This is a genomic window from Pseudomonas sp. LBUM1657 (assembly GCF_059716075.1).
Genome location: NZ_CP166799.1, coordinates 1,639,981 through 1,664,600, shown reverse-complemented (window position 1 = coordinate 1,664,600; position 24,620 = coordinate 1,639,981). Strand labels below are relative to the sequence as shown.

General features: G+C 58.8%; 28 protein-coding genes. 12 read left to right on the top strand and 16 right to left on the bottom strand.

The window, feature by feature from the left end:
• Positions 1-14 precede the first annotated feature (14 nt).
• The 6 genes from flgJ to ACA055_RS07540 all read right to left on the bottom strand — a co-directional run bounded on the left by flgJ (position 15) and on the right by ACA055_RS07540 (position 6,640).
• On the bottom strand, positions 15-1,313 hold the full coding sequence (flgJ, locus tag ACA055_RS07565; RefSeq protein WP_497683063.1) for a flagellar assembly peptidoglycan hydrolase FlgJ: 1,299 nt from the start codon (positions 1,311-1,313) through the stop codon (positions 15-17).
• 11 nt (positions 1,314-1,324) lie between these two features.
• Positions 1,325-2,398, bottom strand: a complete 1,074-nt coding sequence (locus ACA055_RS07560) for a flagellar basal body P-ring protein FlgI (RefSeq protein ID WP_497684367.1) — start codon at positions 2,396-2,398, stop codon at positions 1,325-1,327.
• Between the two features lie 42 nt (positions 2,399-2,440).
• Complete coding sequence (gene flgH / locus ACA055_RS07555; protein WP_497683062.1) at positions 2,441-3,136, bottom strand: flagellar basal body L-ring protein FlgH; 696 nt, start codon at positions 3,134-3,136, stop codon at positions 2,441-2,443.
• 52 nt (positions 3,137-3,188) lie between these two features.
• A complete protein-coding gene (gene flgG / locus ACA055_RS07550) occupies positions 3,189-3,974 on the bottom strand; it encodes a flagellar basal-body rod protein FlgG (protein WP_497683061.1) in 786 nt (261 codons plus the stop codon).
• A gap of 45 nt (positions 3,975-4,019) precedes the next feature.
• Entirely contained in the window at positions 4,020-4,760 is a 741-nt protein-coding gene (locus ACA055_RS07545) for a flagellar basal body rod protein FlgF (protein ID WP_497683060.1), read from the bottom strand.
• Positions 4,761-5,080: 320 nt separating this feature from the next.
• A complete protein-coding gene (locus tag ACA055_RS07540; protein WP_497683059.1) occupies positions 5,081-6,640 on the bottom strand; it encodes a sigma-54-dependent transcriptional regulator in 1,560 nt (519 codons plus the stop codon).
• A gap of 280 nt (positions 6,641-6,920) precedes the next feature.
• Here ACA055_RS07540 and phhA point away from each other — a divergent pair, with 280 nt between their 5' ends.
• The 6 genes from phhA to ACA055_RS07510 all read left to right on the top strand — a co-directional run bounded on the left by phhA (position 6,921) and on the right by ACA055_RS07510 (position 11,369).
• Positions 6,921-7,712, top strand: coding sequence for a phenylalanine 4-monooxygenase (phhA, locus tag ACA055_RS07535; protein WP_497683058.1), 792 nt, complete (start codon positions 6,921-6,923; stop codon positions 7,710-7,712).
• A 104-nt stretch (positions 7,713-7,816) separates the two neighbouring features.
• Positions 7,817-8,173, top strand: a complete 357-nt coding sequence (locus tag ACA055_RS07530) for a 4a-hydroxytetrahydrobiopterin dehydratase (RefSeq protein ID WP_008030478.1) — start codon at positions 7,817-7,819, stop codon at positions 8,171-8,173.
• The gene (locus tag ACA055_RS07525) at positions 8,173-9,366 is read left to right on the top strand and encodes an amino acid aminotransferase (protein WP_497683057.1); all 1,194 of its coding nucleotides are present in this window, start codon (positions 8,173-8,175) and stop codon (positions 9,364-9,366) included. The genes ACA055_RS07530 and ACA055_RS07525 overlap by 1 nt, the downstream gene beginning before the upstream one ends.
• Positions 9,367-9,643: 277 nt before the next feature.
• Positions 9,644-9,775 (top strand): hypothetical protein, encoded by a 132-nt coding sequence (locus ACA055_RS07520; protein WP_010461912.1) that lies wholly within the window; start codon positions 9,644-9,646, stop codon positions 9,773-9,775.
• A gap of 77 nt (positions 9,776-9,852) precedes the next feature.
• Positions 9,853-10,050: a hypothetical protein gene (locus tag ACA055_RS07515; protein ID WP_497683056.1), complete on the top strand. Its 198-nt coding sequence runs from the start codon at positions 9,853-9,855 to the stop codon at positions 10,048-10,050.
• A 104-nt stretch (positions 10,051-10,154) separates the two neighbouring features.
• Complete coding sequence (locus ACA055_RS07510; protein ID WP_497683055.1) at positions 10,155-11,369, top strand: MFS transporter; 1,215 nt, start codon at positions 10,155-10,157, stop codon at positions 11,367-11,369.
• Here ACA055_RS07510 and arfB read toward each other — a convergent pair.
• From arfB to ACA055_RS07490, 4 genes are all read right to left on the bottom strand, one after another.
• A complete protein-coding gene (arfB, locus tag ACA055_RS07505; RefSeq protein WP_008010994.1) occupies positions 11,366-11,779 on the bottom strand; it encodes an alternative ribosome rescue aminoacyl-tRNA hydrolase ArfB in 414 nt (137 codons plus the stop codon). The genes ACA055_RS07510 and arfB overlap by 4 nt on opposite strands.
• Positions 11,780-12,207: 428 nt before the next feature.
• A complete protein-coding gene (locus ACA055_RS07500) occupies positions 12,208-12,906 on the bottom strand; it encodes a DUF4225 domain-containing protein (protein WP_497683054.1) in 699 nt (232 codons plus the stop codon).
• Positions 12,899-13,399 (bottom strand): Hcp family type VI secretion system effector, encoded by a 501-nt coding sequence (locus ACA055_RS07495; protein ID WP_497683053.1) that lies wholly within the window; start codon positions 13,397-13,399, stop codon positions 12,899-12,901. The genes ACA055_RS07500 and ACA055_RS07495 overlap by 8 nt, the downstream gene beginning before the upstream one ends.
• 232 nt (positions 13,400-13,631) lie before the next feature.
• Positions 13,632-15,044 (bottom strand): amino acid permease, encoded by a 1,413-nt coding sequence (locus tag ACA055_RS07490; protein ID WP_497683052.1) that lies wholly within the window; start codon positions 15,042-15,044, stop codon positions 13,632-13,634.
• 930 nt (positions 15,045-15,974) lie between these two features.
• Between ACA055_RS07490 and ACA055_RS07485 the strand changes: the two genes are divergently transcribed.
• Positions 15,975-16,112, top strand: coding sequence for a hypothetical protein (locus ACA055_RS07485; protein WP_010461921.1), 138 nt, complete (start codon positions 15,975-15,977; stop codon positions 16,110-16,112).
• Between the two features lie 68 nt (positions 16,113-16,180).
• Complete coding sequence (locus ACA055_RS07480; RefSeq protein WP_497683051.1) at positions 16,181-17,146, top strand: M29 family metallopeptidase; 966 nt, start codon at positions 16,181-16,183, stop codon at positions 17,144-17,146.
• A gap of 195 nt (positions 17,147-17,341) precedes the next feature.
• Here ACA055_RS07480 and rluB read toward each other — a convergent pair whose 3' ends face one another.
• From rluB to ACA055_RS07450, 6 genes are all read right to left on the bottom strand, one after another.
• Complete coding sequence (rluB, locus tag ACA055_RS07475; RefSeq protein ID WP_497683050.1) at positions 17,342-18,610, bottom strand: 23S rRNA pseudouridine(2605) synthase RluB; 1,269 nt, start codon at positions 18,608-18,610, stop codon at positions 17,342-17,344.
• 143 nt (positions 18,611-18,753) lie between these two features.
• The gene (locus tag ACA055_RS07470; RefSeq protein ID WP_497683049.1) at positions 18,754-18,945 is read right to left on the bottom strand and encodes a DUF1289 domain-containing protein; all 192 of its coding nucleotides are present in this window, start codon (positions 18,943-18,945) and stop codon (positions 18,754-18,756) included.
• A gap of 150 nt (positions 18,946-19,095) precedes the next feature.
• Positions 19,096-20,082, bottom strand: coding sequence for an SMC-Scp complex subunit ScpB (gene scpB / locus ACA055_RS07465; protein ID WP_497683048.1), 987 nt, complete (start codon positions 20,080-20,082; stop codon positions 19,096-19,098).
• Positions 20,083-20,093: 11 nt separating this feature from the next.
• A complete protein-coding gene (locus ACA055_RS07460) occupies positions 20,094-20,912 on the bottom strand; it encodes a segregation and condensation protein A (protein WP_497683047.1) in 819 nt (272 codons plus the stop codon).
• Entirely contained in the window at positions 20,913-21,542 is a 630-nt protein-coding gene (locus ACA055_RS07455) for an L-threonylcarbamoyladenylate synthase (protein ID WP_461951362.1), read from the bottom strand.
• Between the two features lie 13 nt (positions 21,543-21,555).
• A complete protein-coding gene (locus ACA055_RS07450; RefSeq protein ID WP_497683046.1) occupies positions 21,556-22,419 on the bottom strand; it encodes a PHP domain-containing protein in 864 nt (287 codons plus the stop codon).
• Positions 22,420-22,506: 87 nt separating this feature from the next.
• Between ACA055_RS07450 and ACA055_RS07445 the strand changes: the two genes are divergently transcribed.
• From ACA055_RS07445 to ACA055_RS07430, 4 genes are all read left to right on the top strand, one after another.
• Positions 22,507-23,103: a septation protein A gene (locus ACA055_RS07445; protein ID WP_497683045.1), complete on the top strand. Its 597-nt coding sequence runs from the start codon at positions 22,507-22,509 to the stop codon at positions 23,101-23,103.
• Between the two features lies 1 nt (position 23,104).
• The gene (locus ACA055_RS07440) at positions 23,105-23,404 is read left to right on the top strand and encodes a YciI family protein (protein ID WP_128871749.1); all 300 of its coding nucleotides are present in this window, start codon (positions 23,105-23,107) and stop codon (positions 23,402-23,404) included.
• 111 nt (positions 23,405-23,515) lie between these two features.
• Positions 23,516-23,929 (top strand): SH3 domain-containing protein, encoded by a 414-nt coding sequence (locus ACA055_RS07435; protein WP_497683044.1) that lies wholly within the window; start codon positions 23,516-23,518, stop codon positions 23,927-23,929.
• Between the two features lie 7 nt (positions 23,930-23,936).
• Positions 23,937-24,614 (top strand): response regulator transcription factor, encoded by a 678-nt coding sequence (locus ACA055_RS07430; RefSeq protein ID WP_497683043.1) that lies wholly within the window; start codon positions 23,937-23,939, stop codon positions 24,612-24,614.
• Positions 24,615-24,620 lie beyond the last annotated feature (6 nt).

The following is a 24,620-nucleotide window of genomic DNA, read 5'->3' as shown; positions in this document are numbered from 1 at the left end:
CTTATAGCTTATGCCTATAAAGGCGTGGTGGAAGCGCCCGCCGCAGCGTAGTTCTGGTAACTCGTCATCTGCTTGGCTATCTGCGAAATCTTGCTTGCGTAGTCCGGGTCGGTTGCGTAACCGGCCTTTTGCAACTCGCGCACAAACTGTTCTGGGTTATCGGCCGACTTCACAACATCTTGATAGCGATTGTTGGTTTGCAGCAGCGTCACAAGGTCATGGAAGCTGTCCTTGTAAGAGGCATAGGAACGGAACTCAGCCGCCTCCTTGACCATCTCGCCATTTCTGAATTCGCTGGTGATCGCGCGCGCCGAATCGCCCTTCCAACTGCTGCTGGCCTTGATGCCGAACAGGTTGTGGCTACTGCTGCCATCCTGAGCGCGCATGACGGATTTGCCCCAGCCGGTTTCGAGGGCGGCCTGGGCCACCAGATAACGCGGGTCGACACCAATGCGATCCGCTGCTTCCTTGGCCATGGGCAGCATGGCGCTGACGAACTCGTCGGCGGAACTGAAGGCTTTCTTCGGCGGTGCCAGGGGGATCTGCGCCATCGAACGACCATGAATCTGCATGCCCCCGCCGCTAGCCGAGGCTTGCGCATTCGCCAGCCAGTCGCCATTGAACAGAGGCCCTGAACCGGTCACGACAGGCGTGGTGCGCTCTGGCAATTGAGTCTTGTTGACCGTCGCAGCGGTTGTCGGAGCGGAAGGCACCAGGCCGGCCAGCAAGCGATCCGCCAATTTCGGCGGCAACGCCAGGCGCCGCTGATTGATCAGCGCCATGTCATTGCGGTGCACGCCCTCACCCGCCGACTGCGGCGCATTGATCGAGCGCGAAGCCCACAATGGACGCTGACCGTTCAGGCGCGACAACGGCCCATTAGTGGCCACCGTACCGGCGGCCACCGGCGTTTCCACAGCCGCTTTCGCGGCGGCTTGCTTGGCCGCCGAAGCAGCAGCGGCTTCGCCCGGCGCCAGCGGTTTGTTCTTCGACATCTGCCGCATCAGCACGTCGGCCAGACCGATACCGCCGCCCTCACGGGACATGGAAACCGCCAACTGCTGGTCGTACATTTCCTGGTATTGCTTGGCGGCCGGCGTGTTGAGCGGATTGTCCTGGCCCAACGCGTCGGTGGCCGAACGCATGGACTTGAGCATTTCACCGAGGAACAGCGACTCGAATTCCTGCGCGACTTTGCGCATGTTGCCGTCACTGTCCTTGTCGCCGACCTTGAGCTGGTTCAAGCGATTTAAGTCCGAATAGGAACCCGAATCGTTGCTGCTGACACCCAAGCCGCCCTTGCGCATATCCATGGTCGCCGTCCTCAGATCACGATCAGGTCGGCTTGCAACGCGCCGGCCTGTTTCAGTGCTTCGAGGATGGCCATCAAGTCACCCGGCGCCGCGCCGACCTGGTTCACCGCACGGACGATTTCGTCGAGGGTGGTACCCGGGCCGAACTTGAACATCGGCTTGGCTTCTTGCTGGGCGTTGACCCGCGAACGCGGCACGACCGCCGTCTGACCATTGGACAGAGGACCGGGCTGGCTGACGATCGGGTCTTCGGTGATGGTCACGGTCAGGCTGCCGTGGGTCACGGCGGCCGGGGACACCTTGACGTTCTGGCCGATCACGATAGTGCCGGTGCGGGAGTTGATGATGACTTTCGCCACCGCCTGGCCCGGATCGACTTCAAGGTTTTCGAGGATCGACAGGTAGTCGACCCGTTGGCTCGGATCGAGTGGCGCACTGACGCGAATCGAACCGCCGTCGATGGCCTGGGCAACGCCAGGGCCGAGCATGTTGTTGATCTTGTCGACGATGCGCTTGGCAGTGGTGAAGTCGGAACGGTTGAGGTTCAGGGTCAGGCTGTTGCCCTGGTTGAAACCGCTCGGCACCGAACGCTCCACCGATGCGCCGCCAGGGATGCGACCGGCCGACGGAACGTTGACAGTGATCTTCGAACCATCGCGACCTTCGGCATCAAAACCGCCGACCACCAGGTTGCCCTGGGCGACGGCGTAGACGTTGCCGTCGATACCCTTGAGCGGCGTCAGCAGCAAGGTGCCGCCGCGCAGACTCTTGGAGTTACCGATGGACGAAACGGTGATGTCGACCTGCTGACCCGGCTTCGCGAACGCCGGCAAGTCGGCACTGATCGATACGGCGGCGACGTTCTTCAACTGCACGTTGCCCGAACCCGGCGGCACCTTGATACCGAACTGCGAGAGCATGTTGTTGAAGGTCTGCAGGGTGAACGGCGTCTGGGTCGTCTGGTCACCGGTACCATTAAGCCCGACCACCAGGCCGTAGCCGATCAATTGGTTGGACCGCACGCCGGAGATACTGGCGATGTCCTTCAGCCGCTCGGCTTGAGCATTGAAGGCTGCGGACAGCATCAGGGCGGCCACCAGAAGGTGCTTAAGATTCAACGTGACCACCTAGAAAGGGAACAGCGGGCTGAGGAAGAAACGGTCGAACCAGCCTGGCTGACTCGCATCGGCAAAGGCACCGGTGCCCGAATAGGTGATGCGCGCATCGGCGACACGGGTCGACGAAACGGTGTTGTCGGTGGCGATGTCATCAGCACGAACGAGCCCGGCAATCCGCACCAGTTCATCACCGGTATTGAGGGTCAGCCACTTCTCGCCACGCACGGCGATGATGCCGTTGGGCAACACGTCGGCGACGGTCACCGTGATCGAGCCGGTCAGGCTGTTGCTCTGGCCGGACTTGCTGTCGCCCTTGGTCGCGCGATCGCCTTCATAACCGACGTCCAGGCTCAGGTCGCCACCGCCCACCGGGTTATTGGTGCTCAGGCCACCACCAAAAAACGAGCTCAGGCCAATGTCGGCCTTGCTGTTCTTGGCCACTTGCGAGTTGGCGTTTTTGCTGGCCTGGGTCCGCTCGTTCAGGGTGATGGTGATGATGTCACCGACCCGGAACGCCTTGCGGTCGCTGTACAGGTTCTGTTCGAAACCGGCCTGGTAGATCGAGCCGTTATTGGCGGCAGCCGGCAGCGGCGTGCGCGGCAACACCGGGGCGTAGTAAGGGTCATTGGGCTTGGGCGTCGGGGCGACGCAGCCCGCGAGTGCAGTGATGCCACTCAGTGCCAGAACAGATACAAAGCGATTCATGACCCTACCTCACGGTGTTGCAGGCGGCCTCATGGCCGCCTCATAGACTTGATTACAGATTCTGCGTTACGAACGAGAGCATCTGGTCGGCGGTGGAGATCACCTTGGAGTTCATCTCGTAGGCGCGCTGAGTGGTGATCATGTTGACCATCTCCTCAACGGTGCTGACGTTGGAAGTTTCCAGGGTGTTCTGCAGCGTGGTGCCGAACCCGGCCAGGCCTGGCGTGCCGACTTGCGGCGCACCACTGGCAGCGGTTTCCAGGAACAGGTTGTTACCCACCGCTTGCAGGCCGGCCGGGTTGATGAAGTCGGCGGTTTGCAGGTTGCCGATCACCTGGGCGGCCGGGTTGCCGGCAACGGTGACGGACACGGTGCCGTCGCGACCGACCGTGAAGGTCTGGGCGTCGTTCGGGATGACAATGGCCGGTTCCAGGGCGAAGCCGCTGGCGTTCACGATCTGACCGTTGGAGTCGAGGTGGAACGTACCGTCACGGGTGTAGGACGTGGTACCGTCCGGCTGCAGAATCTGGAAGAAACCGCGACCGTCGATGGCCATGTCCAGCGGCTGTTCGGTGGTTTGCAGGCTGCCGGCGGTGAAGTTTTTCTGGGTGCCGACAATGCGCACACCGGTACCCAATTGCAGACCCGACGGCAGTTCGCTGTCCTGGGTCGACTGGGCGCCTGGCTGGCGCTTGATCTGGTAGAGCAAGTCCTGGAACTCGGCGCGATCACGTTTGAAACCCGTGGTCGACACGTTGGCCAGGTTGTTGGAAATAGTCGTCAGGTTGGTGTCCTGGGCGGACAGACCTGTTTTGGCAACCCATAGAGCCGGAAGCATTCGATTCTCCTCGTGCGCCTGTTTTACGGCGCGACGTTCTGATAATTAGCTGATCTGCAAGACCCGAGCCATGGCCTGGTCGTCTTCTTTGGCGGTGTTCATCATCTTGATGTGCAGCTCGAACTGCTTGGCCAGGGCCAGCACCGAGGTCATCTCTTCCACGGCATTGACGTTGCTCGACTCGAGGAACCCGGACACCAGCTTGACGTTGGCATCGGCTTGCGCCGGCTTGCCGTCCTTGGTGTGGATCGAACCGTCCAGGCCTTTGGTCATGTTCCTGAAGTCAGGGTTGACCAGTTTGATGCGGTCGACTTCCGCCATCACGCGAGGACCTTCGCCCATCGCACGAATGCTGATGGTGCCGTCCTCGCCCACTTCGATTTGCTGCTCGGGTGGCACGGCAATCGGCCCGCCATTGCCCAGCACCGGCATACCGTTGCCGGCCCGTAGCACGCCGAGGGCGTCAACGTTCAGGCTGCCGGTACGCACGTAGCTTTCACCGCCGTCAGGGTTCTGTAGCGCGATCCAACCGTTGCCCTGCACCGCGACATCCAGATCACGGCCGGTTTCCACCAGCGCGCCAGGAGAGAAGTCGGTGGCCGGGCGTTCGGACATGGCAAACGCACGCGCCGGAAAGCTGTCACCGAACACCGGCATCGAACGCGCCTGCTCCAGGTCTTTCTGGAAACCGTTGGTGGAGATGTTCGCCAGGTTGTTGGCATGAGCCTTCTGCGCCAGTGCATTCTGGCTGGCGCCGGTCATTGCCACATAAAGGTACTTGTCCACGCTCTTTCCTCTGCATGCCGGACGTTTGCCGCCCACCGCTTTACTGCTGAGCCACAAGCAATTTGCAGACCAACTTTTTTCTGGCGACGCGGGGCCCGGCAAACAAAGGACTTGAGGGGTTCAGAGGGGGATTGGGGATTGTGTCGAAGACGAAAAACCGGCGGTGTTATGCCGGTAAGTGGCAACGGCTGACGTTGAGGTGGACTGGACTACCGCCTTCGCGAGCAAGCCCGCTCCCACATTTGATCGAGCCAAACACAAATTAAATGTGGGAGCGGGCTTGCTCGCGAAGGGTCCATCACAGGCAAAACAGCTATCGGCTATGACTCGCTCTTGCCGACTTCATACTCACGCAACTTATTGGCAATAGTCGTATGCGAAACCCCCAACCGCTTACCCAATTGCCGACTGCTCGGATGCTCGGAATACAAGCGCTCCAGCACAGCTTTCTCGAAGCGCCCAACAATCGCATCCAACCCACCCTCGAGCGAGAAGTCGCCAAGGGGCTGACGCACGCCGTAATCCGGCAGACGAATATGCTCGGCCTTGACCGTCCCGCCTTCGCACAGGGAAACCGCCTGGAACAGCACGTTTTCCAGCTGTCGCACATTGCCCGGCCAATGGTAGTGACTGAGCCGCTCCATCGCCGCCGGTGCCAGCTTCGGCAGCGGGCAACCAATCTGCCGACTGGCCTGATCGAGGAAGTGTTCCACCAGCGGCGTCAAACCATCGAGGCACTCGCGCAGTGGCGGAATGTGCAAGGACAACACGTTCAAGCGGTGATACAGATCCTGACGAAACTCACCGCGCGCGCACAGCTCGGAAAGATCGACCTGCGTTGCGCAGATCACCCGTACGTCCAGATAAACCTCTTCATCGCTGCCTACACGCCGGAAGCAACCGTCCTGCAAAAAGCGCAGCAATTTCACCTGCAAGCGCGGGCTCATTTCCCCGACGCCATCGAGAAACAGCGTACCGCCCGCCGTCAGCTCCAGCAGCCCAAGCTTGCCTTCGGCCCGCGCGCCTTCGAAGGCGCCGGGGCCATAGCCGAACAGTTCGGTCTCGGCCATCGACTCCGGCAGACCAGCGCAGTTGAGTGCCATCAATGGCGACTGCCCCCGCGGACTCGCCAGGTGACAGGCTCGCGCCAACAACTCTTTACCGGTGCCGGTTTCGCCTTCTATCAATAGCGGCGCATCCAGCGGCGCCATGCGCCGGGCTTCGCGCACCACCGCGGCCATTACCTTCGAGCTCTGGAAGATGCTGTCGAACCCGCGCAATTCCTGCTTGCGCACGTTATAGATGCGCTCCCCCACCCGATCGGCGCGGTGCAACGTCAATACGGCACCGGCCATGGCCTCACTGTCGTCATGCTCCGATTGCAGCGGCGCGATGTCGGCGAGAAACACATCACCCTTGACCTTGACCCGCAACCCGTTGATCCGCGACTTGTTGGCGCGCACCAGTTCCGGCAAGTCGAAATCCTCGGCGTAGCGCGACAACGGAATGCCCGGCACCTCATCGACCCGCACCCCGAGCAACTGCGCCGCCGCGCGGTTGGCCGCAACGATCGAGCCGCCCATGTCGATCGACAGCACCGGGAACTCCAGCGCACCGAGCAAGGCATTCAGCTCCATGTGCCGACGCTCGCTGGGCATCAGCCCTACGCGCTTGACGCCGAAGACCCCGGCAATTGATTCGAATTTCGGACGCAACGCCTGGAACTGAATGTTGATCAGGTTCGGGCAGTGCAGGTAGATGGCATTGCCATGTTCACCGCCGACCTCGCCGCGAGCGACGTTGATTCCGTACTCCACCAGCAGGTTGAGAATGTCGCGCAGGATGCCGATGCGGTTCTGGCAGTGAACTTTGATACGCATATAAAAGCCCGAAACAGGAGTGATCGAGGTCCTGAGCACGGATTTTTCTGCGCAGGCGCCAAGTTAGTCGTCAAGATTATGTGACACCTGCCAGGCATTTCAAACCTGTGAATCTCAATCCCTGCGCCACAGCCGCCAATCCGTAACGAATACTTTACGAAAAACGCAGAATTTTCCTACGAGCGGCGTGATCCACCTGCTGCAACGTCGCACACCTTGGGGTATTCCTAGGTCCATAGCAGGACATAACAAGAACGAAATCCCCTAGCAGGAGAGCAGCATGAAGCAGACGCAATACGTGGCTCGCGAGCCCGATGCGCAAGGTTTTATCGACTACCCCGCCGAAGAACACGCGGTGTGGAACACGCTGATCACTCGCCAACTGAAAGTGATCGAAGGGCGTGCGTGCCAGGAATACCTGGACGGTATCGAAAAACTCGGTCTGCCCCACGACCGCATCCCGCAACTCGGTGAGATCAACAAGGTCCTCGGTGAAACCACCGGCTGGCAAGTTGCCCGGGTTCCCGCACTGATCCCCTTCCAGACCTTTTTCGAATTGCTCGCCAGTAAACAGTTTCCGGTGGCGACGTTTATTCGTACCCGCGAAGAGCTGGATTACCTGCAAGAACCGGACATTTTCCACGAGATCTTTGGCCATTGTCCGCTGCTGACCAACCCTTGGTTTGCCGAATTCACCCACACCTACGGCAAACTCGGCCTACAGGCTTCCAAGGAAGAACGCGTGTACCTGGCGCGTCTGTACTGGATGACCATCGAGTTCGGCCTGGTGGATACCCCTGAAGGCCAGCGCATCTACGGCGGCGGCATTTTGTCCTCGCCGAAAGAAACCGTTTATTGCCTATCGGACGAACCTGAGCATCAGGCTTTCGATCCGCTGGAATGCATGCGTACGCCGTACCGCATCGACATTCTGCAGCCGCTGTACTTTGTCTTGCCGAACCTCAAGCGCCTGTTCGACCTGGCTCATGAAGACATCATGGGCATGGTCAAGCAAGGCATGCAGTTGGGTCTGCACGCTCCGAAGTTTCCGCCAAAACCAAAAGCTGCGTGATCCGCGACTTTTACGATCAAGTGAATCTGTCAGGAACCGACGCTTTGCTTTAGCGTGGTGACACTGACAGCCGATTTTCAATCATTCGATTTCAGGAACCCATCATGTCCACATTGAACCAAGCCCACTGCGAAGCCTGCCGCGCCGATGCCCCGCAAGTCAGCGACGAAGAACTGCCGGTATTGATCAAGCAGATCCCGGACTGGAACATCGAAGTACGCGACAGCGTGATGCAGCTGGAAAAAGTTTTCCTGTTCAAGAACTTCAAACACGCCCTGGCGTTCACCAACGCCGTCGGTGAAATCTCCGAAGCTGAAGGTCACCACCCGGGCCTGCTGACTGAATGGGGCAAAGTCACCGTGACCTGGTGGAGCCACTCCATCAAGGGCCTGCACCGCAACGACTTCATCATGGCCGCGCGCACTGACGAAGTGGCCAAGGACGCCGAGGGCCGCAAATAATGCATTTCGACGCCATAGGTCGAGTACCCGGCGACCCGATTCTCGGCCTGATGGAGGCCTATGCGCAGGACCCCAACCCGCGCAAATTCGACCTCGGCGTGGGCGTCTATAAAGATGCCTTTGGCCTGACGCCGATTCCTCAAGCGGTGAAACTCGCCGAAGCGCGGCTAGCGGAACGTCAGACCACCAAGACCTACATCGGTGGCCACGGCGAACCGGCGTTCGGCAAAGTCATCAATGAGCTGGTGCTGGGCGCCGATTCTTCGCTGATCGCCGAACAACGGGCTGGCGTCACCCAGACCCCGGGCGGCACCGGTGCGCTGCGCTTGAGCGCGGACTTCATCGCCCAGTGCCTGCCGGGCCGTGGCGTGTGGCTGAGCAACCCGACCTGGCCAATTCACGAAACCATCTTCGCGGCGGCCGGGGTCAAGGTCAGTCACTACCCTTACGTGGGCAGCGACAATCGCCTTGACGTCGAAGCGATGCTGGCGGTGCTCAATGAAGCGCCAAAAGGCGATGTGGTTCTGCTGCACGCCTGCTGCCACAACCCGACCGGTTTCGATCTGTCCCATGACGACTGGCGTCGGGTGCTGGACGTGGTGCGCAAGCGTGACCTGCTGCCGCTGATTGATTTTGCCTACCAGGGCTTCGGCGACGGGCTGGAACAGGACGCCTGGTCCACCCGGCTGTTCGCCGCCGAGCTGCCGGAAGTGCTGATCACCAGCTCCTGCTCGAAGAACTTCGGCTTGTACCGCGACCGCACGGGTGCGCTGATTGTCTGCGCGAAAACCGCTGACAAGCTGGTGGATATCCGCAGCCAATTGGCGAACATCGCCCGTAACCTGTGGTCGACACCACCGGATCACGGTGCCGCTGTTGTCGCGACCATCCTTGGCGATCCGGAGCTGAAAAGCCTCTGGGCCGACGAAGTGGAAGCCATGCGTTTGCGGATCGCCCAACTGCGCAGTGGTCTGGTGGAAGCCCTTGAGCCCCATGGCTTGCGCGAACGTTTTGCGCACATTGGCGTGCAACGCGGAATGTTTTCCTACACCGGTTTGACGCCGGAGCAGGTTAAACAACTGCGTGATCACCATAGCGTTTACATGGTCGGTACTGGCCGGGCGAACGTTGCCGGGATTGATGCAACGCGTCTGGATCTGTTGGCCGAAGCCATCGCCGACGTCTGCAAATAACCATCAAGCACTGCGATTCCCCTGTGGGAGCGGGCTTGCTCGCGAATGCGGAGTATCAGTCGACATCAACATCGACTGACACACCGCATTCGCGAGCAAGCCCGCACCCCCATTTCATTGGTGCTGCGCGCTCTTCCAGTCCTGTCTAGACAACCCCATCCGTCGCAACAAATGGATATAAAAGTCTATTTGTCATTTCTCCTGCTGTATCCTGCCCAGGCTTTTTTGAAAGCGCGGATCTACCAGATCTATCAACAGACTTTGCGAGGAGCGCGATATGCACGAGATCCCTAATCTCCCCTTCCCAAGCCTGCACGAAACTGAGCAGACGACCACGCAACAAGCCGGTGCCCAACAGCCCGAGCCGAAAGAAGCCACTGAACGCCGCCAGGCCGACAGCGAAGACTGAAACACCTGCAATGCCAGACCGTGTGGAAAGCGCTAACATGCGCTTTCCACACCGCCTGAACCCTTGAGTTGCACACCATGACCGATGACTTCAGTCCTACTTTTAACGAAGAGCAGCAGGCCAGCGTTCTGATCGGCACCGCCGAGAAAATGATCGAGATCTGGAATCGCCTGTCCCCCGAGAAACAAGCCGCTTTGCTCGCCCGCTTCGGCAGTGAAGAAAATGCGCTGGCCGCCCTGGTCACCACGCAACTGGTCGCCCCCGCCAAGCCCTGATTCACCTCGTCCGGCAAATAGTTTTACTTTTTCCACGACCCACGGCCGCTCACGCCGCTATCATAAGCAGCCTATCTATCCTGCTTTCCCGTGGACTTTTACCCATGCCTGAAAACCAGCGCCCCCTGGCGGTCACGCTGCAAGTCGTTTCCATCGTCCTCTTCACCTTCATCGGCTACCTCAACATCGGCATTCCCCTGGCCGTGTTGCCGGGTTACGTCCACAGTGACCTGGGCTTCGGCGCGGTGATCGCCGGCCTGGTCATCAGCGTGCAATACCTGGCCACCCTCCTCAGCCGTCCTTACGCCGGGAAAATCATCGACAACAAGGGCAGCAAACTGGCGGTGATGTACGGCCTCGCCGGCTGCGGTTTGAGTGGCGTATTCATGCTGATTTCCGCCTGGACCCAAAGCCTGCCGACCTTGAGCCTGATCAGTTTGTTGATCGGCCGCCTGGTGCTCGGCAGCGCGGAAAGCCTGGTGGGCTCCGGTTCGATCGGCTGGGGCATCGGCCGGGTTGGCGCGGCGAACACCGCCAAGGTCATCTCCTGGAACGGCATCGCCAGTTACGGCGCACTGGCCGTCGGCGCACCGCTGGGGGTGTTGTTGGTGAGTCAATTCGGGTTGTGGAGCATGGGCGTGAGCATCGTGTTGCTGGCCGTTCTCGGTCTTTTGCTGGCCTGGCCGAAAACCGCTGCACCGATCGTTGCCGGTGAACGCTTGCCGTTCATGCATGTGCTGGGGCGCGTGTTGCCGCATGGGTGCGGCCTGGCGCTGGGCTCCATCGGTTTCGGCACCATCGCCACTTTCATCACGCTGTATTACGCGACGCAACACTGGGAAAACGCGGTGCTGTGCCTGAGCCTGTTCGGCGCCAGCTTCATCGGTGCGCGACTGCTGTTCGGCAACCTGATCAACCGCTTGGGCGGCTTTCGCGTGGCGATTGCTTGCCTGTCGGTTGAAACGCTCGGCTTGCTGTTGCTGTGGTTGGCACCGGATGCCAACTGGGCGCTGGCGGGCGCGGCGTTGAGCGGGTTTGGGTTTTCGCTGGTATTCCCGGCGCTGGGCGTGGAAGCGGTCAACCTGGTGCCGGCCTCCAGCCGTGGCGCGGCGGTCGGGGCTTATTCGCTGTTCATCGATTTGTCGCTGGGGATTACCGGACCGCTGGCCGGTGCGATTGCGGCGGGATTCGGTTTTGCTTCGATCTTCCTGTTCGCCGCACTGGCCGCGTTGAGCGGTTTGGCACTGAGCGTTTATTTGTACCGGCAGGCGCCAAGGCACCTTAATGAAAAGTATCGTGAAGAACGCAACACCCGCTAAAAGTCGACCTTGCCGCGCCCGGCCTTGATGCTGCCGCGTTTGGTCTTGGATTCGAGACGACGTTTCTTCGAACCAAGAGTCGGCTTGGTCGGGCGGCGTTTCTTTTCTACTTTAGTGGCGCTGAGGATCAGCTCGGTCAAACGCTCCAACGCATCAGCGCGATTGGCCTCCTGCGTGCGGTATTGCTGAGCCTTGATGATCAACACCCCTTCGCTGGTGATGCGACTGTCCCGTAGCGCCAGCAGCCGTTCCTTGTAAAACTCGGGCAAGGACGAGGCCGGGATGTCGAAACGCAAGTGCACGGCGCTGGAGACCTTGTTGACATTCTGCCCACCGGCGCCTTGGGCGCGAATGGCCGTCAATTCGATCTCGGCATCCGGCAGATGCACGTTGTTGGAAATCACCAGCATGGAAAAGCGTCCGGGTTCGGGGGCGTTCAGGATACCGCGAATATTGGTCTGAATAGCAGGTACTCACTGAAACAGACCAGATCAAGAAGATATGCCAGACTTTTCTTACAGCGTGTTCGTATTCGCAATATCGAGAGTTGCTTTGCTTTGAACGGCTATATTAATCTCAGATCTCACACCAACGAGATACATCATTTTATGTCATTTGAAAACATTCGATACCATTTGGCAGTGACCTGCTTGGTTTTAGGCTGTTCAATCCCTATTATGGGAGCCGTTGTCTGGGCAATAACCGAAGTAATACCACTAGAAGGACGCGCCTTAAATATTGCCTACATAGCAACGTATATACCTATTGCATTATTTGGATTGCGCTTTTACATCCCAAGACTGCGAGGAATTGCATAACGTCGTTATGCCGCACAATATCAATTGCCACGCGCCATCGACTGCCCCTCCTTAATCATTGAATTTAAAGTTATAGAATCAACCAAACTCTCAAAAAACAAAGCTAGAATACCCGATTGCTGATAAGCCCGTTCATTACTTATAGGATCATACCTAAAAAGTTGCGAAGAGCCGGGCTTGCGTACTGTCCTAAACATGCCATACCCAGACAAAAGCAAATCGGTCGAGTAATACGCCATATTACCTTTATAACTACCCCTAAAAAGTGCTTGATAGCCGCGCCTAATAGGACCTTTAGCACTAGGCGCATCGGGACCATTATAAATATTCGCCACCCCTTCAGCGATGTTATTTGCCCCATGACCGATTAGCAGCATACCTGGCACGACTCCGATCCCCCATGACGTACCCGTAATCGCGATGCCAACTTCAATTTGCATCCCGCCTGCCAAAACACCAATACCGTTTTGAGTATAAAAAAACGCCTTCGACAATAGCTCTTCGTGCTCGGCTCTTAATTCCTGCAGGCCCTGCCACGCGCTTATGAGACCCTCATCAACGGCCTGAATAACCTCATTGGCAAAGGATGAAATTATCGAACTGAAGCGAAGACGGGTAATACCATCAGGAAGATGAGTCATGCCGATGCTGCATCCCGTCGCAACGAGGTCGGAGGCGGCCTTAGTCACATCATGAATATCGCACGATGTTTCATTCATCCTCATTACCCCAAGTACTATAGGCACTCGTTGCCCCAGGAACATGCGCCCAGGCAATCTCTTTATAACGAATGGACACCAGCTCTTGCGGCTCCGCATCGTTCATACGAATAGCGTGAGGAACTTGTTGACTGATATGCGCAATACGCGCCCCAGTAAGATGGATTGAATAATATCGCTCTTGCCCCCCAGCCGAAGCAGTACGGTAGAGATTGATAATACACTCCACCTCTTCACGCTCATGCAATGCACTCGCCAACAGAGGTGATGATTTATCGATACTTTTGGTAATCACGATAGGCAAGTGCCTGCCGCGCCCCCCGACGACGCTGCCTTCATTACCCGTCACCATATCGTGCGAGTAAGCCAACACCATGATTTCGTCCTGGTGACCAAACTGGCATTTATTACCAATAGAGCTATGACCGGAACAGCCCGCAGAAATCAAACCTTGCCGCTTACCGGTAATAGTCATGTAGCTGTGACTGGCCATAGATGCCACTCCTGATGTATTGGGAGCGCCAGCCTATGACAAAAATAACCAGTAAGGTTGTAGTCCGCTTCTGAAATAACGAGCCTGTTTCTGCTTATATAAAAATTCCGAAATCACTGTAGTAAACAAAGACTGTCCATGTAGGAACTAGACTTCAGCACATTTGCAGAGTTAGCGCTTCAAAAACAACAAACCCGGCACATGGCCGGGTTTGTTGTTTCTGCGTTCTGCGTTATTTTACGGCAGCTTGAAGTGCATGCTGCGCGCTGCGCTTGTTCTTGATGCCGTAGCAGATCCACATGAACGCGACCCACACCGGAATCGCGTACACCGAGATCTGAATCCCCGGTATCAGCAGCATCACGCCGAGAATGAACACCACGAACGCCAGGCAGACATAGTTCCCGTACGGGTACCACAGAGCCTTGAACAGCGGCGTTTGCTTGGTTTTGTTCATGTGCTGGCGGAACTTGAAGTGCGAGAAGCTGATCATCGCCCAGTTGATCACCAGGGTAGCCACCACCAGCGACATCAACAATTCCAGCGCGTTTTGCGGGATCAGGTAGTTCAACAGCACCGCGATTAGCGTCACCGCCGCCGAGGCGAGGATCGAACGCACCGGCACGCCGCGTTTGTCGATCTTCGACAAAGCCTTCGGCGCATCGCCCTGCTCGGCCATGCCCAGCAGCATGCGGCTGTTGCAGTAAGTACCGCTGTTGTACACCGACAACGCCGCGGTCAGGACCACGAAGTTGAGGATGTGCGCGGCGGTGTTGCTGCCGAGCATCGAGAACACTTGCACGAATGGGCTGCCGCTGTAGGAATCACCCGACGCGTTCAGGGTCGCCAACAGGCTGTCCCATGGCGTCAACGACAGCAGAATGACCAAGGCACCGATGTAGAAAATCAGGATCCGGTAGATCACCTGGTTGATGGCTTTAGGGATCACGGTTTTCGGCTTGTCCGCTTCAGCTGCGGTGAAACCGAGCATTTCCAGGCCGCCGAAGGAGAACATGATGATCGCCATGGCCATCACCAAGCCACTGACACCGTTCGGGAAGAAGCCGCCGTGGGCCCACAGGTTGGTCACCGACGCTTGCGGGCCACCGTTGCCACTGACCAGCAGGTAGCTGCCCAGGGCAATCATGCCGACGATGGCGACGACCTTGATGATCGCGAACCAGAACTCGGCCTCACCGAAGACTTTGACGTTGGCCAGGTTGATCAGGTTGATCAGCACGAAGAACCCGGCGGCCGATACCCAAGTCGGAATGTCCGGCGCCCAGTAGTGGATGTATTTGCCGACCGCGGTCAGCTCCGACATGCCCACCAGGATATAAAGAATCCAGCAGTTCCAGCCCGACAGGAAGCCCGCGAACCCGCCCCAGTATTTGTGGGCGAAGTGGCTGAAGGAACCGGCCACCGGCTCTTCGACGATCATCTCGCCGAGCTGGCGCATGATCATGAAGGCAATGAAGCCGCAGATGGCGTAGCCGAGGATCATCGACGGGCCGGCGGATTTCAGGACGCCGGCAGAGCCGAGAAACAGCCCGGTACCGATCGCGCCACCGAGGGCGATCAGTTGAATGTGGCGATTTTTCAGGCCGCGTTGAAGCGTACCGGAATGCGAGTTTTGTCCACTCATAAAAAGGGTCTCACGCAAGGTTTGATGATGTTCTGTAGACGTAGCTGCTCGGTTGCGATTTCAAGCAGCGCCGATCAAACCCCAGCGCAGGCACCAGGAGTTCAGCGTATTTGCAACGGTCATGCGTCACCTGTTTGTTTTTATCTGTGACGAAATCGAACCCGACACGCTCGTGACGCGGCGGAGTGAACAAGGCGGATAGCCTTGAGGTTTGCGCAGATGCGCAGGAGGTCACAGTTAAAACGCGGCGCATTGTACACCTGTAACCCCCTGCTGCCAGACACCACTGGATCAGCGTGTCGGTTGCCGGGATAGCCTGTGTCCGCCTCGAGGGTCTCGGGCGGCTGCAAAAAAGGAGTCAGACCTTTGCGGGTCTTCGACGGGGGCGGCGGAAAAACCACCCTTTGGGGAGAGATGGAGATAAGTCACGGCGTACATTGCGCCTCCTTCTTGTTATGCACCTGCACGACAGGCATGGCGCGCATCTCACCCTTCATGGGCGACTGAAACAAGCGCGCCAGAGCCTTGCGCCTGACTTGAAGGACTCATTGACGGCAGGTTTTCCTTACATCCTTTACGCAAGCGTCAATCCATAGGCTTTTAGGGCGGATTTCGTCAGCATTTCTTTACAAGCCGTAACGTAAATTTTCCGAATCAGATCAGGTTGCAGGCTGCCTGCAAATTGACGGTAGTTCGCTTGCTAACGAAAAAATCGGGCTAGTTTTTTGTTTTTTATTAAAAAATTCGTTCTCAAAAAACAGAATAAATAGTTCAAATAAATCTTATTTAATTATTTTTTTGCATTCTAAAAACCCTTGAACTAGGTTTTCAGCGACTTGCCGAACTGCATCGACCGGCAAGCCAGTGTTGTATTCACTGATTGAAAACAACACCGCTGCACTTACCGAAAAGTCATCTAGGAGATTCACAATGCAAGCACTTGAAAAAGACTTGGAAACTGAACTGCAACTGGACGATTGGTTTGAAGCCCCCACCCATGAAGCCGCCGTGGAAATGATGCAAGCCGATGCGGTTGTTCCGTTCGGCACGGCGATGTGGCCTTTGTAAGACATCCCGGCAGGCACGATCCGGCCGGTCGTGCCTGCCACTTTTTCCGGTTTGTCAGGGAGGACCGCATGGATAAGCCACGCGCCATTTCGCATTTCCTTTACTACCTCGAACATCACCCAGCCCTTGTCGGGATCAACCCGGCGAAGGTCCTGCTCGGCCACACCGCTGATTACGAGGCACTGACCGGCGCTATCGCCGAGCAGGCAGGTCTAAGCCAACGGTTCAGCTTCAGCGCGATGCGCCTGGATCTGGAACCCACCGATTTGCTGGCCCAGGCGATTGCCGACAGCGATCTGTACATTTTCTTCTACGACTCTTCCACCCTGCCCAACCCACGCCCCGACGGCCCGGAGTTTGTCCGTGCGCTGCAAGGCGTCATGGCCGAGAACTGGAAGAAGTCGCTGCTGTTCAAGGATTACGGCGATTATTTCTACGACACCTTCAGTGTCACCCCGCAGCGGATTGCCGGGTTGAACAGCCACCTGATCCAGCGCATGTCCCACGCCACAACCTTGAGTTTCAAGGATGATCACGGCTCCTGGTTTGAAACACCGTTGAGCAGTATCAAGAAGTGGACCGACATCAACGGCGTCGGCAACTTCGACCTGGCGCCCGGGGAAATCGCGACCCACAGCGAGGCCATCAATGGCCGGGTCAGTTTTGTCGGGACTTTTCTCAGTACGATTCCCTTCGCCCGCAAATATGGCGTGCTGGAATCACCGCTGGAGTTGTGGATCGAGAACTCGACCATCAGCAAAATCGCCACCGAAGTGCCGGGGCTGGAACATGACTTCAACAAGTACCTGGAGGCCAATCCGTCTAATCGGCGGATCGAGGAACTGGGCATCGGCACCAACGAAGGCGTGAAAGCGTTGTATGCGCGCAATGCCGGATTCGAGGAGCGCCACTGCGGGCTGCACCTCGGGTTGGGAGGTGGCGCCAAGGGCAGCCATCATTTGGACCTGATCTTCTCCAGCGGGGTGTTGGCGCTGGATGATGAGCCGGTGTTTGATGGGCGGTTTGTGTTTTAGCCCTTACCTGCAGTGATGCGACTGGCGCCTTCGCGAGCAAGCCCGCTCCCACAGGTGACTGGGCTCTATCAGAGGAATGCGATCCAATGTGGGAACGGGCTCGCGAAGGGGACCTCAAAAACACCCCATCACTAGAGCCAGACCAAAAAAAACGCCAACCCGAAGGTTGGCGTTTTTTTATTTAGCGCTTACCGATTACTCAGGCTTGCGACGACCAAAGCCAGGACGCTGGCCGGAACCGGCTGGCGCACCGCGGCGTTTGCCCGATGGCGCATCCTTGTCGACCAGGACGATGCCTGGACGTTTTTTCGGCGCTGGCTTGGCCGGGCGCTTGGTATCGGAAGGACGGTCAGCCACTGGCGTACCGCGACCGGCTGGAGCACCGCGATCGCTGCGACCACCACTTGGCGCACCGCGACCTTCGCCGCGCTCGGTGCGGCCATTGGCCGGACGCGGCGTGCGTGGACCGCGCTCGCCATCAGCACGTGGCGCTGCTGGCTTGCGGGCTGGACGCTCGCCTTCGATCTGCGGCTCACGCGGTGCGCGTGGACCGGCAGCCGGAGCAGCGGCGGCTGGACGCAGGGTGCGAACGCGCTCGGTCTTGCCCACCGGACGGGACGATTTGCGCTGCATACGCTCGAGCTTGTCTTTGCTCTTGGCGTTCATCTGCGGCATGGCCACCGGAGTCAGGCCCACTTCAGCACTCAGAATGTCGACTTCGTACTGGCTCATTTCGCGCCAGCGGCCCATCGGCAGGTCGGAGTTGAGGAACACCGGACCAAAACGCACGCGCTTCAGACGGCTGACCACCAGGCCCTGGGATTCCCACAGACGACGGACTTCGCGGTTGCGACCTTCCATCACCACGCAGTGGTACCAGTGGTTGAAACCTTCGCCGCCCGGAGCCTGCTTGATGTCGGTGAACTTGGCCGGGCCGTCTTCAAGAACAACGCCAGCTTTCAGACGCTCGATCATCTCGTCATCGACTTCGCCACGCACACGTACCGCGTATTCGCGGTCCATTTCGTAGGAAGGGTGCATCAGACGGTTGGCCAGTTCACCGTCGGTGGTGAACATCAGCAGACCGGTGGTGTTGATGTCCAGACGACCGATGTTGATCCAGCGACCTTCTTTCGGGCGCGGCATCTTGTCGAACACGGTCGGACGGCCTTCAGGGTCGTCACGGGTGCAGATTTCACCGTCGGGTTTGTTGTACATGATCACGCGGCGTACCGACTCGGCGGCTTCTTCGCGCTTGATCACCTTGCCATCGATGGTGATGGCGTCATGCAGGTCGACGCGCAGGCCGAGGGTGGCGTCTTTGCCATTGACCTTGATGCGGCCGTGGCTGATCCAGGCTTCTACGTCACGGCGCGAGCCGACGCCGATACGGGCGAGGACTTTCTGCAGTTTTTCGCCTGCTGGGCCGATTTCCTGGTCGTCTTTCTGGTCTTTGATACTCATCTGGGCACCTCCCGGTGTGGTCTGTTCAGGCTATGCCTGAAGCGATGTAAATCTGGTCACTTGGCGTAGGGATCGCCGAAGGGTCGCGAATCATACGCTCATGAGAGCATTCGCGCATCAGAGACTAGCTGATCAGTCGCGGCTTATTTGCTTTTCCGCCGACCGGTGGCGCCCAGCTTGATCAACCGCAGCGCCGCTTCGGCCAGCACCGTGCGCTTGTCGACCTTGTCGAGCTTCTTCCAGGCCTTGATCTCGCGCTTGCTGCGACCGCAGCCGACGCAGATGTCGTCGCTGAATTTGCAGACGCTGATGCAGGGGTCTTTGGTTGAGCTCATTACCAACTCCAGGAAACACCACAAACCTTTGTGGGAGCGGGCATGCTCGCGAATGCGGTGGATCAGACAGCAGTGATGTCGGCTGACACGACGCCTTCGCGAGCAAGCCCGCTCCCACAGGGGATCTAACAGATTGCCCACAGGTCCGGGTCAGTCGTCGAACTCGCGGCGTTCGGCCTCAATCGCTTCGGCGAGGGCCCGGGCTTCGGCTTCTTCGTCACTCAGTTCAGGTTCGGGTTTCGACTGTTCAAGAGCAGCGACGGCAGCCAGGAGTTTCTCGCGTGCTTCGGCAACGCCAAGCACGTCGTCTTCCTGCTCTTCTTCCTGCTCTTCTTCGACTGTGGCTTCGGGCTCGACCTGAAGTTCAACTTCGATCTCAGGCTCGAGCTGATCCTGAATCTCGTCGCCCTCAGTCATCGCGCCATCGCGCAGAATGTCGTCGAAATCGGTCTTGAGCCCCTCTTCCATGGTGTCCAGTTCCAGCAACAGCGTGTGGAAACTGGTTTCTTCCTTCGGTTCTTCCGGCTCGGCACTGGCATCCGCCAACTCTTGCAACCCGGCCGGCACGGGTGCGTCGTCAAAGTCGAGCACCGGATCAGGCTCCAACTCACGCAGTTCGGCGAGCGGCGGCAAATCGTCGAGGTTCTTCAGGTTGAAGTGATCGAGAAAGGCCTTGGTGGTGGCAAACATCGCGGGTTTGCCGGGGACGTCGCGGTAGCCGACGATGCGAATCCACTCCCGTTCCAGCAAGGTCTTGACGATGTGGCTGTTGACCGCCACGCCACGCACGTCTTCGATTTCGCCCCGGGTGATCGGCTGGCGATAGGCGATCAGCGCCATGGTTTCGAGCATGGCGCGGGAATAGCGCTGCGGGCGCTCTTCCCACAAACGTCCTACCCACGGCGAGAACTTTTCGCGGATCTGCAGGCGATACCCCGAGGCGACTTCCTTCAGTTCAAAGGCCCGACCGTCGCAGGATTTGGCCAGAATCGTCAGCGCTTTCTTGAAGACCGGCGGCTCCGGCCGCTCGCCCTCTTCGAAGAGTTCGAACAGGCGTTCCAGAGATTGCGGTTTTCCCGAGGCCAACAGAAAGGCTTCAAGCAGTGGCGCCAGCTCGCGGGGTTCAGTCAGGTTCATGATTCAACTCGTTATTCGGCTCGGGCCCGCACGTGGATCGCTGCGAACGGCTCATTCTGCACCAGCTCGACCAAAGATTCCTTGACCAGTTCGAGGACAGCCATAAAGGTCACAACCACGCCCAGACGTCCTTCTTCGGCGGTGAACAGCTCGACGAAGGGCACGAATCCACCGCCCTTGAGCCGTTCCAGCACATCGCTCATGCGTTCGCGGGTGGACAGCGCCTCGCGGCTGACCTGATGGCTTTCGAACATGTCGCCACGGCGCAACACCTCGGCCATAGACATCAGCAACTCTTCCAGGCTCACGTCCGGCAACAGCTTGCGCGCTCGGGCTTCCGGCGCATCGAGCTTGGGCACCACCACATCGCGACCGACGCGGCTCAGGCCATCGATGCCTTCGGCGGCGGCCTTGAAGCGTTCGTACTCCTGCAAGCGGCGGATCAATTCGGCGCGCGGGTCGTCTTCTTCGTCTTCGATCGTTTCGGCACGCGGCAGCAGCATCCGCGACTTGATCTCGGCCAGCATCGCGGCCATCACCAGGTACTCGGCGGCCAGCTCCAGTCGCACCGATTGCATCAACTCGACATAGCCCATGTATTGGCGAGTGATTTCCGCCACCGGGATGTCGAGGATGTTGATGTTCTGTTTGCGGATCAGGTACAGCAGCAGGTCGAGGGGGCCTTCGAAGGCTTCGAGAAACACCTCGAGCGCGTCCGGCGGGATGTACAGGTCCAGCGGCATTTCCATGACCGCCTGGCCATAGACCATGGCGAAGGGCAGCTCTTGCTGGGCTCCGGCCTGACTGTCGACGGGTTCTACTGCGGACATCTAGGCCTCGGCCATGAACGGCGTTGGGTCGCCGCAACCGACGCGGATCACTTCTGGCTCACCGTCGGCGAGGCTGATCACGGTGGACGCCTTGATCCCGCCGAAACCGCCGTCGATGATCAGATCGACCTGATGCTCGAGCAATTGGCGCATTTCGTAAGGGTCGGTCAACGGATCGGTGTCGCCCGGCATGATCAGCGTCACGCTCATCAGCGGCTCGCCGAGTTCTTCCAGCAACGCCAGGGCAATCGGATGGCTTGGCACCCGCAGGCCGATGGTGCGTTTTTTCGGATGCAACAACAGCCGCGGGACTTCGCGGGTGGCGTTGAGAATGAACGTGTAAGGCCCTGGCAGGTGGGCTTTGAGCAAGCGGAAGGTGCCGGTGTCGATCTTGGCAAACAGCCCCAGTTGCGACAGGTCGCTGCAAATCAGCGCGAAGTTGTGCTTTTCATCCAGCTGTCTCAACCGGCGCACGCGCTCCACGGCATTCTTGTCGCCGATCTGGCAACCAATGGCGTAGGACGAGTCTGTGGGATAAATCACCACCCCGCCGCTGCGGATGATCTCTACAGCCTGTTTTATCAGGCGCGCTTGCGGGTTTTCCGGATGAATCTGGAAAAATTGACTCACATTCTCTACCTGTTCAGACGGCGGCAATAATTGGGTCATGTTTGAATCGACACCACAGTGGTGGCAGATCCTCCGGGAGCGGGCGGTATTCGCCGATCTCGGACCAGCCTCCAGGGCCATGAAAATCACTGCCGGCGCTGACCAGCAGACCGAACTCGCGGGCAAGAATGGCCAGGCTGCCCACTTGCTCGGCGGGCTGATGACCATTGACCACTTCGATAGCGTGGCCCCCAGCTTGAATATAGTCGGCAATCAGCCGACGACGTTTGCTGCGAGTGAAATCGTAGTGCCAAGGATGCGCCAGACTGATCCAGGCACCCGCTGCGCGCAGGGTTTCGACCGTGTCTTCCAGGGTTGGCCAGTGTTGTTTGACGTCCCCCAGTTTGCCGGCGCCCAGCCATTTGCGGAATGCTTCGGCGCGATCCTTGACGAAACCTTCACGCACCATCCAGTCGGCGAAGTGCGGACGGGCTGGCGCGTTGCCGCTGTCGCCCAGTTCCTGCTGAATCGCCCGAGCGCCTTCCAACGCCCCCGGCATGCCTTTCAACGCCAGCTTGCGGCTTATTTCTTCGGACCGTAGCCAGCGGCCATCGTGCAATCGGGCGATCGCCTCGACCAATGGCGCAGCATTGACGTCGAAACCGTAGCCCAACACATGAATGGTCGCGCCGCCCCAAGTGCAGGACAATTCGACGCCGTTGACCAGTTGCATCCCCAGCGCGGTCGCCGCGTTGCGGGCCTCGTCGAGGCCCTCGAGGGTGTCATGATCGGTCAAGGCCAGGACTCGCACGCCTTTCTCGAACGCACGCGCAACCAGAACCGCAGGCGCCAGGGCGCCATCGGAGGCCGTGCTATGGCAGTGCAAATCAACATTCACGGGGATGTGTTACCTCAAATCAGCTGGCGCTATCGCGCGCCCATATGTTTGTTATTATGCCGCCACATCCTGCTTCTGGCTGCCACTGTGAAACAATTCATCGATTTCATCCCGCTTCTGCTGTTTTTCATTGTCTTCAAAATCGATCCACGGGTCGTCGACATCGCCGGTCATCAACTGACTGTAGGCGGCATCTACAGCGCCACGGCGATGCTGATCATCAGTTCCCTGGTGGTGTACGGCACGCTCTATATCAAGCAGCGCAAGCTGGAGAAGAGCCAGTGGCTGACCCTCGTCGCCTGCCTGGTCTTTGGTAGCCTGACCCTGGCGTTCCACAGCGAGACCTTCCTGAAATGGAAAGCCCCGGTGGTCAACTGGCTGTTCGCCCTCGCGTTCATCGGCAGCCACTTCGTCGGTGAGCAATTGCTGATCAAGCGCATCATGGGCCACGCGCTGACTCTTCCGGACCCGGTCTGGACGCGTCTGAACATCGCCTGGATCGCATTTTTCCTGTTTTGCGGTGCCGCCAACCTGTTCGTCGCGTTCACCTTCCAGGAGTACTGGGTCGACTTCAAGGTCTTCGGTAGCCTGGGCATGACTGTGCTGTTCCTGATTGCCCAGGGCATCTACTTGTCCCGTCACCTGCACGACGCCGATACCACAACACCAAAAACCGAGGACTGACATGCTTTACGCAATCATTGCCACAGACGTCGCCAACTCCCTGGAAGCCCGCCTGGCTGCACGTCCTGCGCACCTTGAGCGCCTGCAAGTGCTCAAAGGCGAAGGTCGCATCGTATTGGCCGGTCCACACCCGGCGGTCGACAGCAATGATCCGGGTGCCGCGGGTTTCACCGGCAGCCTGATCGTCGCCGAATTCGATTCCCTGGGCGCCGCGCAGGCCTGGGCCGACGCTGATCCGTATATCGCCGCAGGCGTCTACGCCAACGTTTCGGTCAAGCCGTTCAAGCAAGTCCTGCCCTAGTGTCCTGTCTCTCACGATGAACCTTCCCGGTTCATCGTGCTCTCATCGCTCATTATTCTCGTTTACCGGCCGACAACCTGCCCAATACTCGTATTGGAATCAGGAGTTGCGATGCGCAAAGGTCCGTTGTGTCTGATGTTGGTCACGTTGTCGATCGTGGCGCCCGCCCACGGTGAAGAAAGCGCCGATGGCGGGCATTCGACCCCGCTGTCCTTGAGCGCCGGCGGCCAGATCACCGAGTTGCAGCAGCGTTTGAAAGAGAGCGAACGGCAACGAGAAGAACTGGGCAAACAATTGCAAAGTGCCGATAGCGAACGCGAAAGCGCCCAGCTGAGCCGGTTGCGCCAGGAGAATCAGCGTCTCAAGCTGCAACTCAAGGAAGCCCAGGCCAGCAGCCCGCTACCGCGTCTGTTGACCGATCAGCAACAATGGTTCGTCATCGGCGCCGGAGTAGCGCTATTGGCCCTGCTCTGCGGTATCTTTGCCAGCGGTGCAAGCAGAAAACGTCGGCAATGGCTAAATTGAGTGATTCATGAGCGAGCTGTTACTAATTGATGATGACCAGGAGCTGTGCGAGCTCCTGAGCAGTTGGTTGAGCCAGGAAGGCTTCCACGTCCGCGCCTGCCACAATGGCCAGAGCGCCCGTCGTGCGTTGGCTGAAACCTCGCCGGCGGCCGTGGTGCTGGATGTCATGCTGCCGGACGGCAGCGGTCTGGAACTGCTCAAGCAACTGCGCAGCGATCACCCGGACTTGCCAGTGCTGATGCTTTCGGCCCGCGGTGAACCGCTGGACCGCATCCTCGGCCTGGAACTCGGTGCCGATGATTACCTGGCCAAACCCTGCGATCCACGGGAACTGACAGCCCGCCTGCGCGCGGTCCTGCGCCGCAGTCATCCGACTGCGGTGTCCAGCCAGCTGGAACTGGGCGACCTGTGTTTCAGCCCGGTGCGCGGTGTCGTCAGCATTGACGAACAGGAATTCACCCTCACCGTTTCTGAAAGCCGTCTGTTGGAGGCCTTGCTCAAGCAACCCGGCGAGCCGCTGGACAAACAGGATCTGGCGCAGATCGCCCTCGGTCGCAAGCTGACGCTGTACGACCGCAGCCTGGACATGCACGTCAGCAACCTGCGCAAAAAGATCGGCCCGCACCCCGACGGCCGCCCGCGCATCGTGGCCCTGCGTAGCCGCGGCTATTACTACAGCCTGTAAGTTTTG

What these genes read in the sequence shown, in the direction of transcription:
- flgJ (WP_497683063.1), bottom strand. Translation starts at nt 1,313, where the DNA reads ATGGATATGCGCAAGGGCGGCTTGGGTGTCAGCAGCAACGATTCGGGT.
- ACA055_RS07560 (WP_497684367.1), bottom strand. Translation starts at nt 2,398, where the DNA reads ATGCTGTCCGCAGCCTTCAATGCTCAAGCCGAGCGGCTGAAGGACATC.
- flgH (WP_497683062.1), bottom strand. Translation starts at nt 3,136, where the DNA reads ATGAATCGCTTTGTATCTGTTCTGGCACTGAGTGGCATCACTGCACTC.
- flgG (WP_497683061.1), bottom strand. Translation starts at nt 3,974, where the DNA reads ATGCTTCCGGCTCTATGGGTTGCCAAAACAGGTCTGTCCGCCCAGGAC.
- ACA055_RS07540 (WP_497683059.1), bottom strand. Translation starts at nt 6,640, where the DNA reads ATGCGTATCAAAGTTCACTGCCAGAACCGCATCGGCATCCTGCGCGAC.
- phhA (WP_497683058.1), top strand. Translation starts at nt 6,921, where the DNA reads ATGAAGCAGACGCAATACGTGGCTCGCGAGCCCGATGCGCAAGGTTTT.
- ACA055_RS07530 (WP_008030478.1), top strand. Translation starts at nt 7,817, where the DNA reads ATGTCCACATTGAACCAAGCCCACTGCGAAGCCTGCCGCGCCGATGCC.
- ACA055_RS07525 (WP_497683057.1), top strand. Translation starts at nt 8,173, where the DNA reads ATGCATTTCGACGCCATAGGTCGAGTACCCGGCGACCCGATTCTCGGC.
- ACA055_RS07520 (WP_010461912.1), top strand. Translation starts at nt 9,644, where the DNA reads ATGCACGAGATCCCTAATCTCCCCTTCCCAAGCCTGCACGAAACTGAG.
- ACA055_RS07515 (WP_497683056.1), top strand. Translation starts at nt 9,853, where the DNA reads ATGACCGATGACTTCAGTCCTACTTTTAACGAAGAGCAGCAGGCCAGC.
- ACA055_RS07510 (WP_497683055.1), top strand. Translation starts at nt 10,155, where the DNA reads ATGCCTGAAAACCAGCGCCCCCTGGCGGTCACGCTGCAAGTCGTTTCC.
- arfB (WP_008010994.1), bottom strand. Translation starts at nt 11,779, where the DNA reads ATGCTGGTGATTTCCAACAACGTGCATCTGCCGGATGCCGAGATCGAA.
- ACA055_RS07500 (WP_497683054.1), bottom strand. Translation starts at nt 12,906, where the DNA reads ATGAATGAAACATCGTGCGATATTCATGATGTGACTAAGGCCGCCTCC.
- ACA055_RS07495 (WP_497683053.1), bottom strand. Translation starts at nt 13,399, where the DNA reads ATGGCCAGTCACAGCTACATGACTATTACCGGTAAGCGGCAAGGTTTG.
- ACA055_RS07490 (WP_497683052.1), bottom strand. Translation starts at nt 15,044, where the DNA reads ATGAGTGGACAAAACTCGCATTCCGGTACGCTTCAACGCGGCCTGAAA.
- ACA055_RS07485 (WP_010461921.1), top strand. Translation starts at nt 15,975, where the DNA reads ATGCAAGCACTTGAAAAAGACTTGGAAACTGAACTGCAACTGGACGAT.
- ACA055_RS07480 (WP_497683051.1), top strand. Translation starts at nt 16,181, where the DNA reads ATGGATAAGCCACGCGCCATTTCGCATTTCCTTTACTACCTCGAACAT.
- rluB (WP_497683050.1), bottom strand. Translation starts at nt 18,610, where the DNA reads ATGAGTATCAAAGACCAGAAAGACGACCAGGAAATCGGCCCAGCAGGC.
- ACA055_RS07470 (WP_497683049.1), bottom strand. Translation starts at nt 18,945, where the DNA reads ATGAGCTCAACCAAAGACCCCTGCATCAGCGTCTGCAAATTCAGCGAC.
- scpB (WP_497683048.1), bottom strand. Translation starts at nt 20,082, where the DNA reads ATGAACCTGACTGAACCCCGCGAGCTGGCGCCACTGCTTGAAGCCTTT.
- ACA055_RS07460 (WP_497683047.1), bottom strand. Translation starts at nt 20,912, where the DNA reads ATGTCCGCAGTAGAACCCGTCGACAGTCAGGCCGGAGCCCAGCAAGAG.
- ACA055_RS07440 (WP_128871749.1), top strand. Translation starts at nt 23,105, where the DNA reads ATGCTTTACGCAATCATTGCCACAGACGTCGCCAACTCCCTGGAAGCC.
- ACA055_RS07435 (WP_497683044.1), top strand. Translation starts at nt 23,516, where the DNA reads ATGCGCAAAGGTCCGTTGTGTCTGATGTTGGTCACGTTGTCGATCGTG.
- ACA055_RS07430 (WP_497683043.1), top strand. Translation starts at nt 23,937, where the DNA reads ATGAGCGAGCTGTTACTAATTGATGATGACCAGGAGCTGTGCGAGCTC.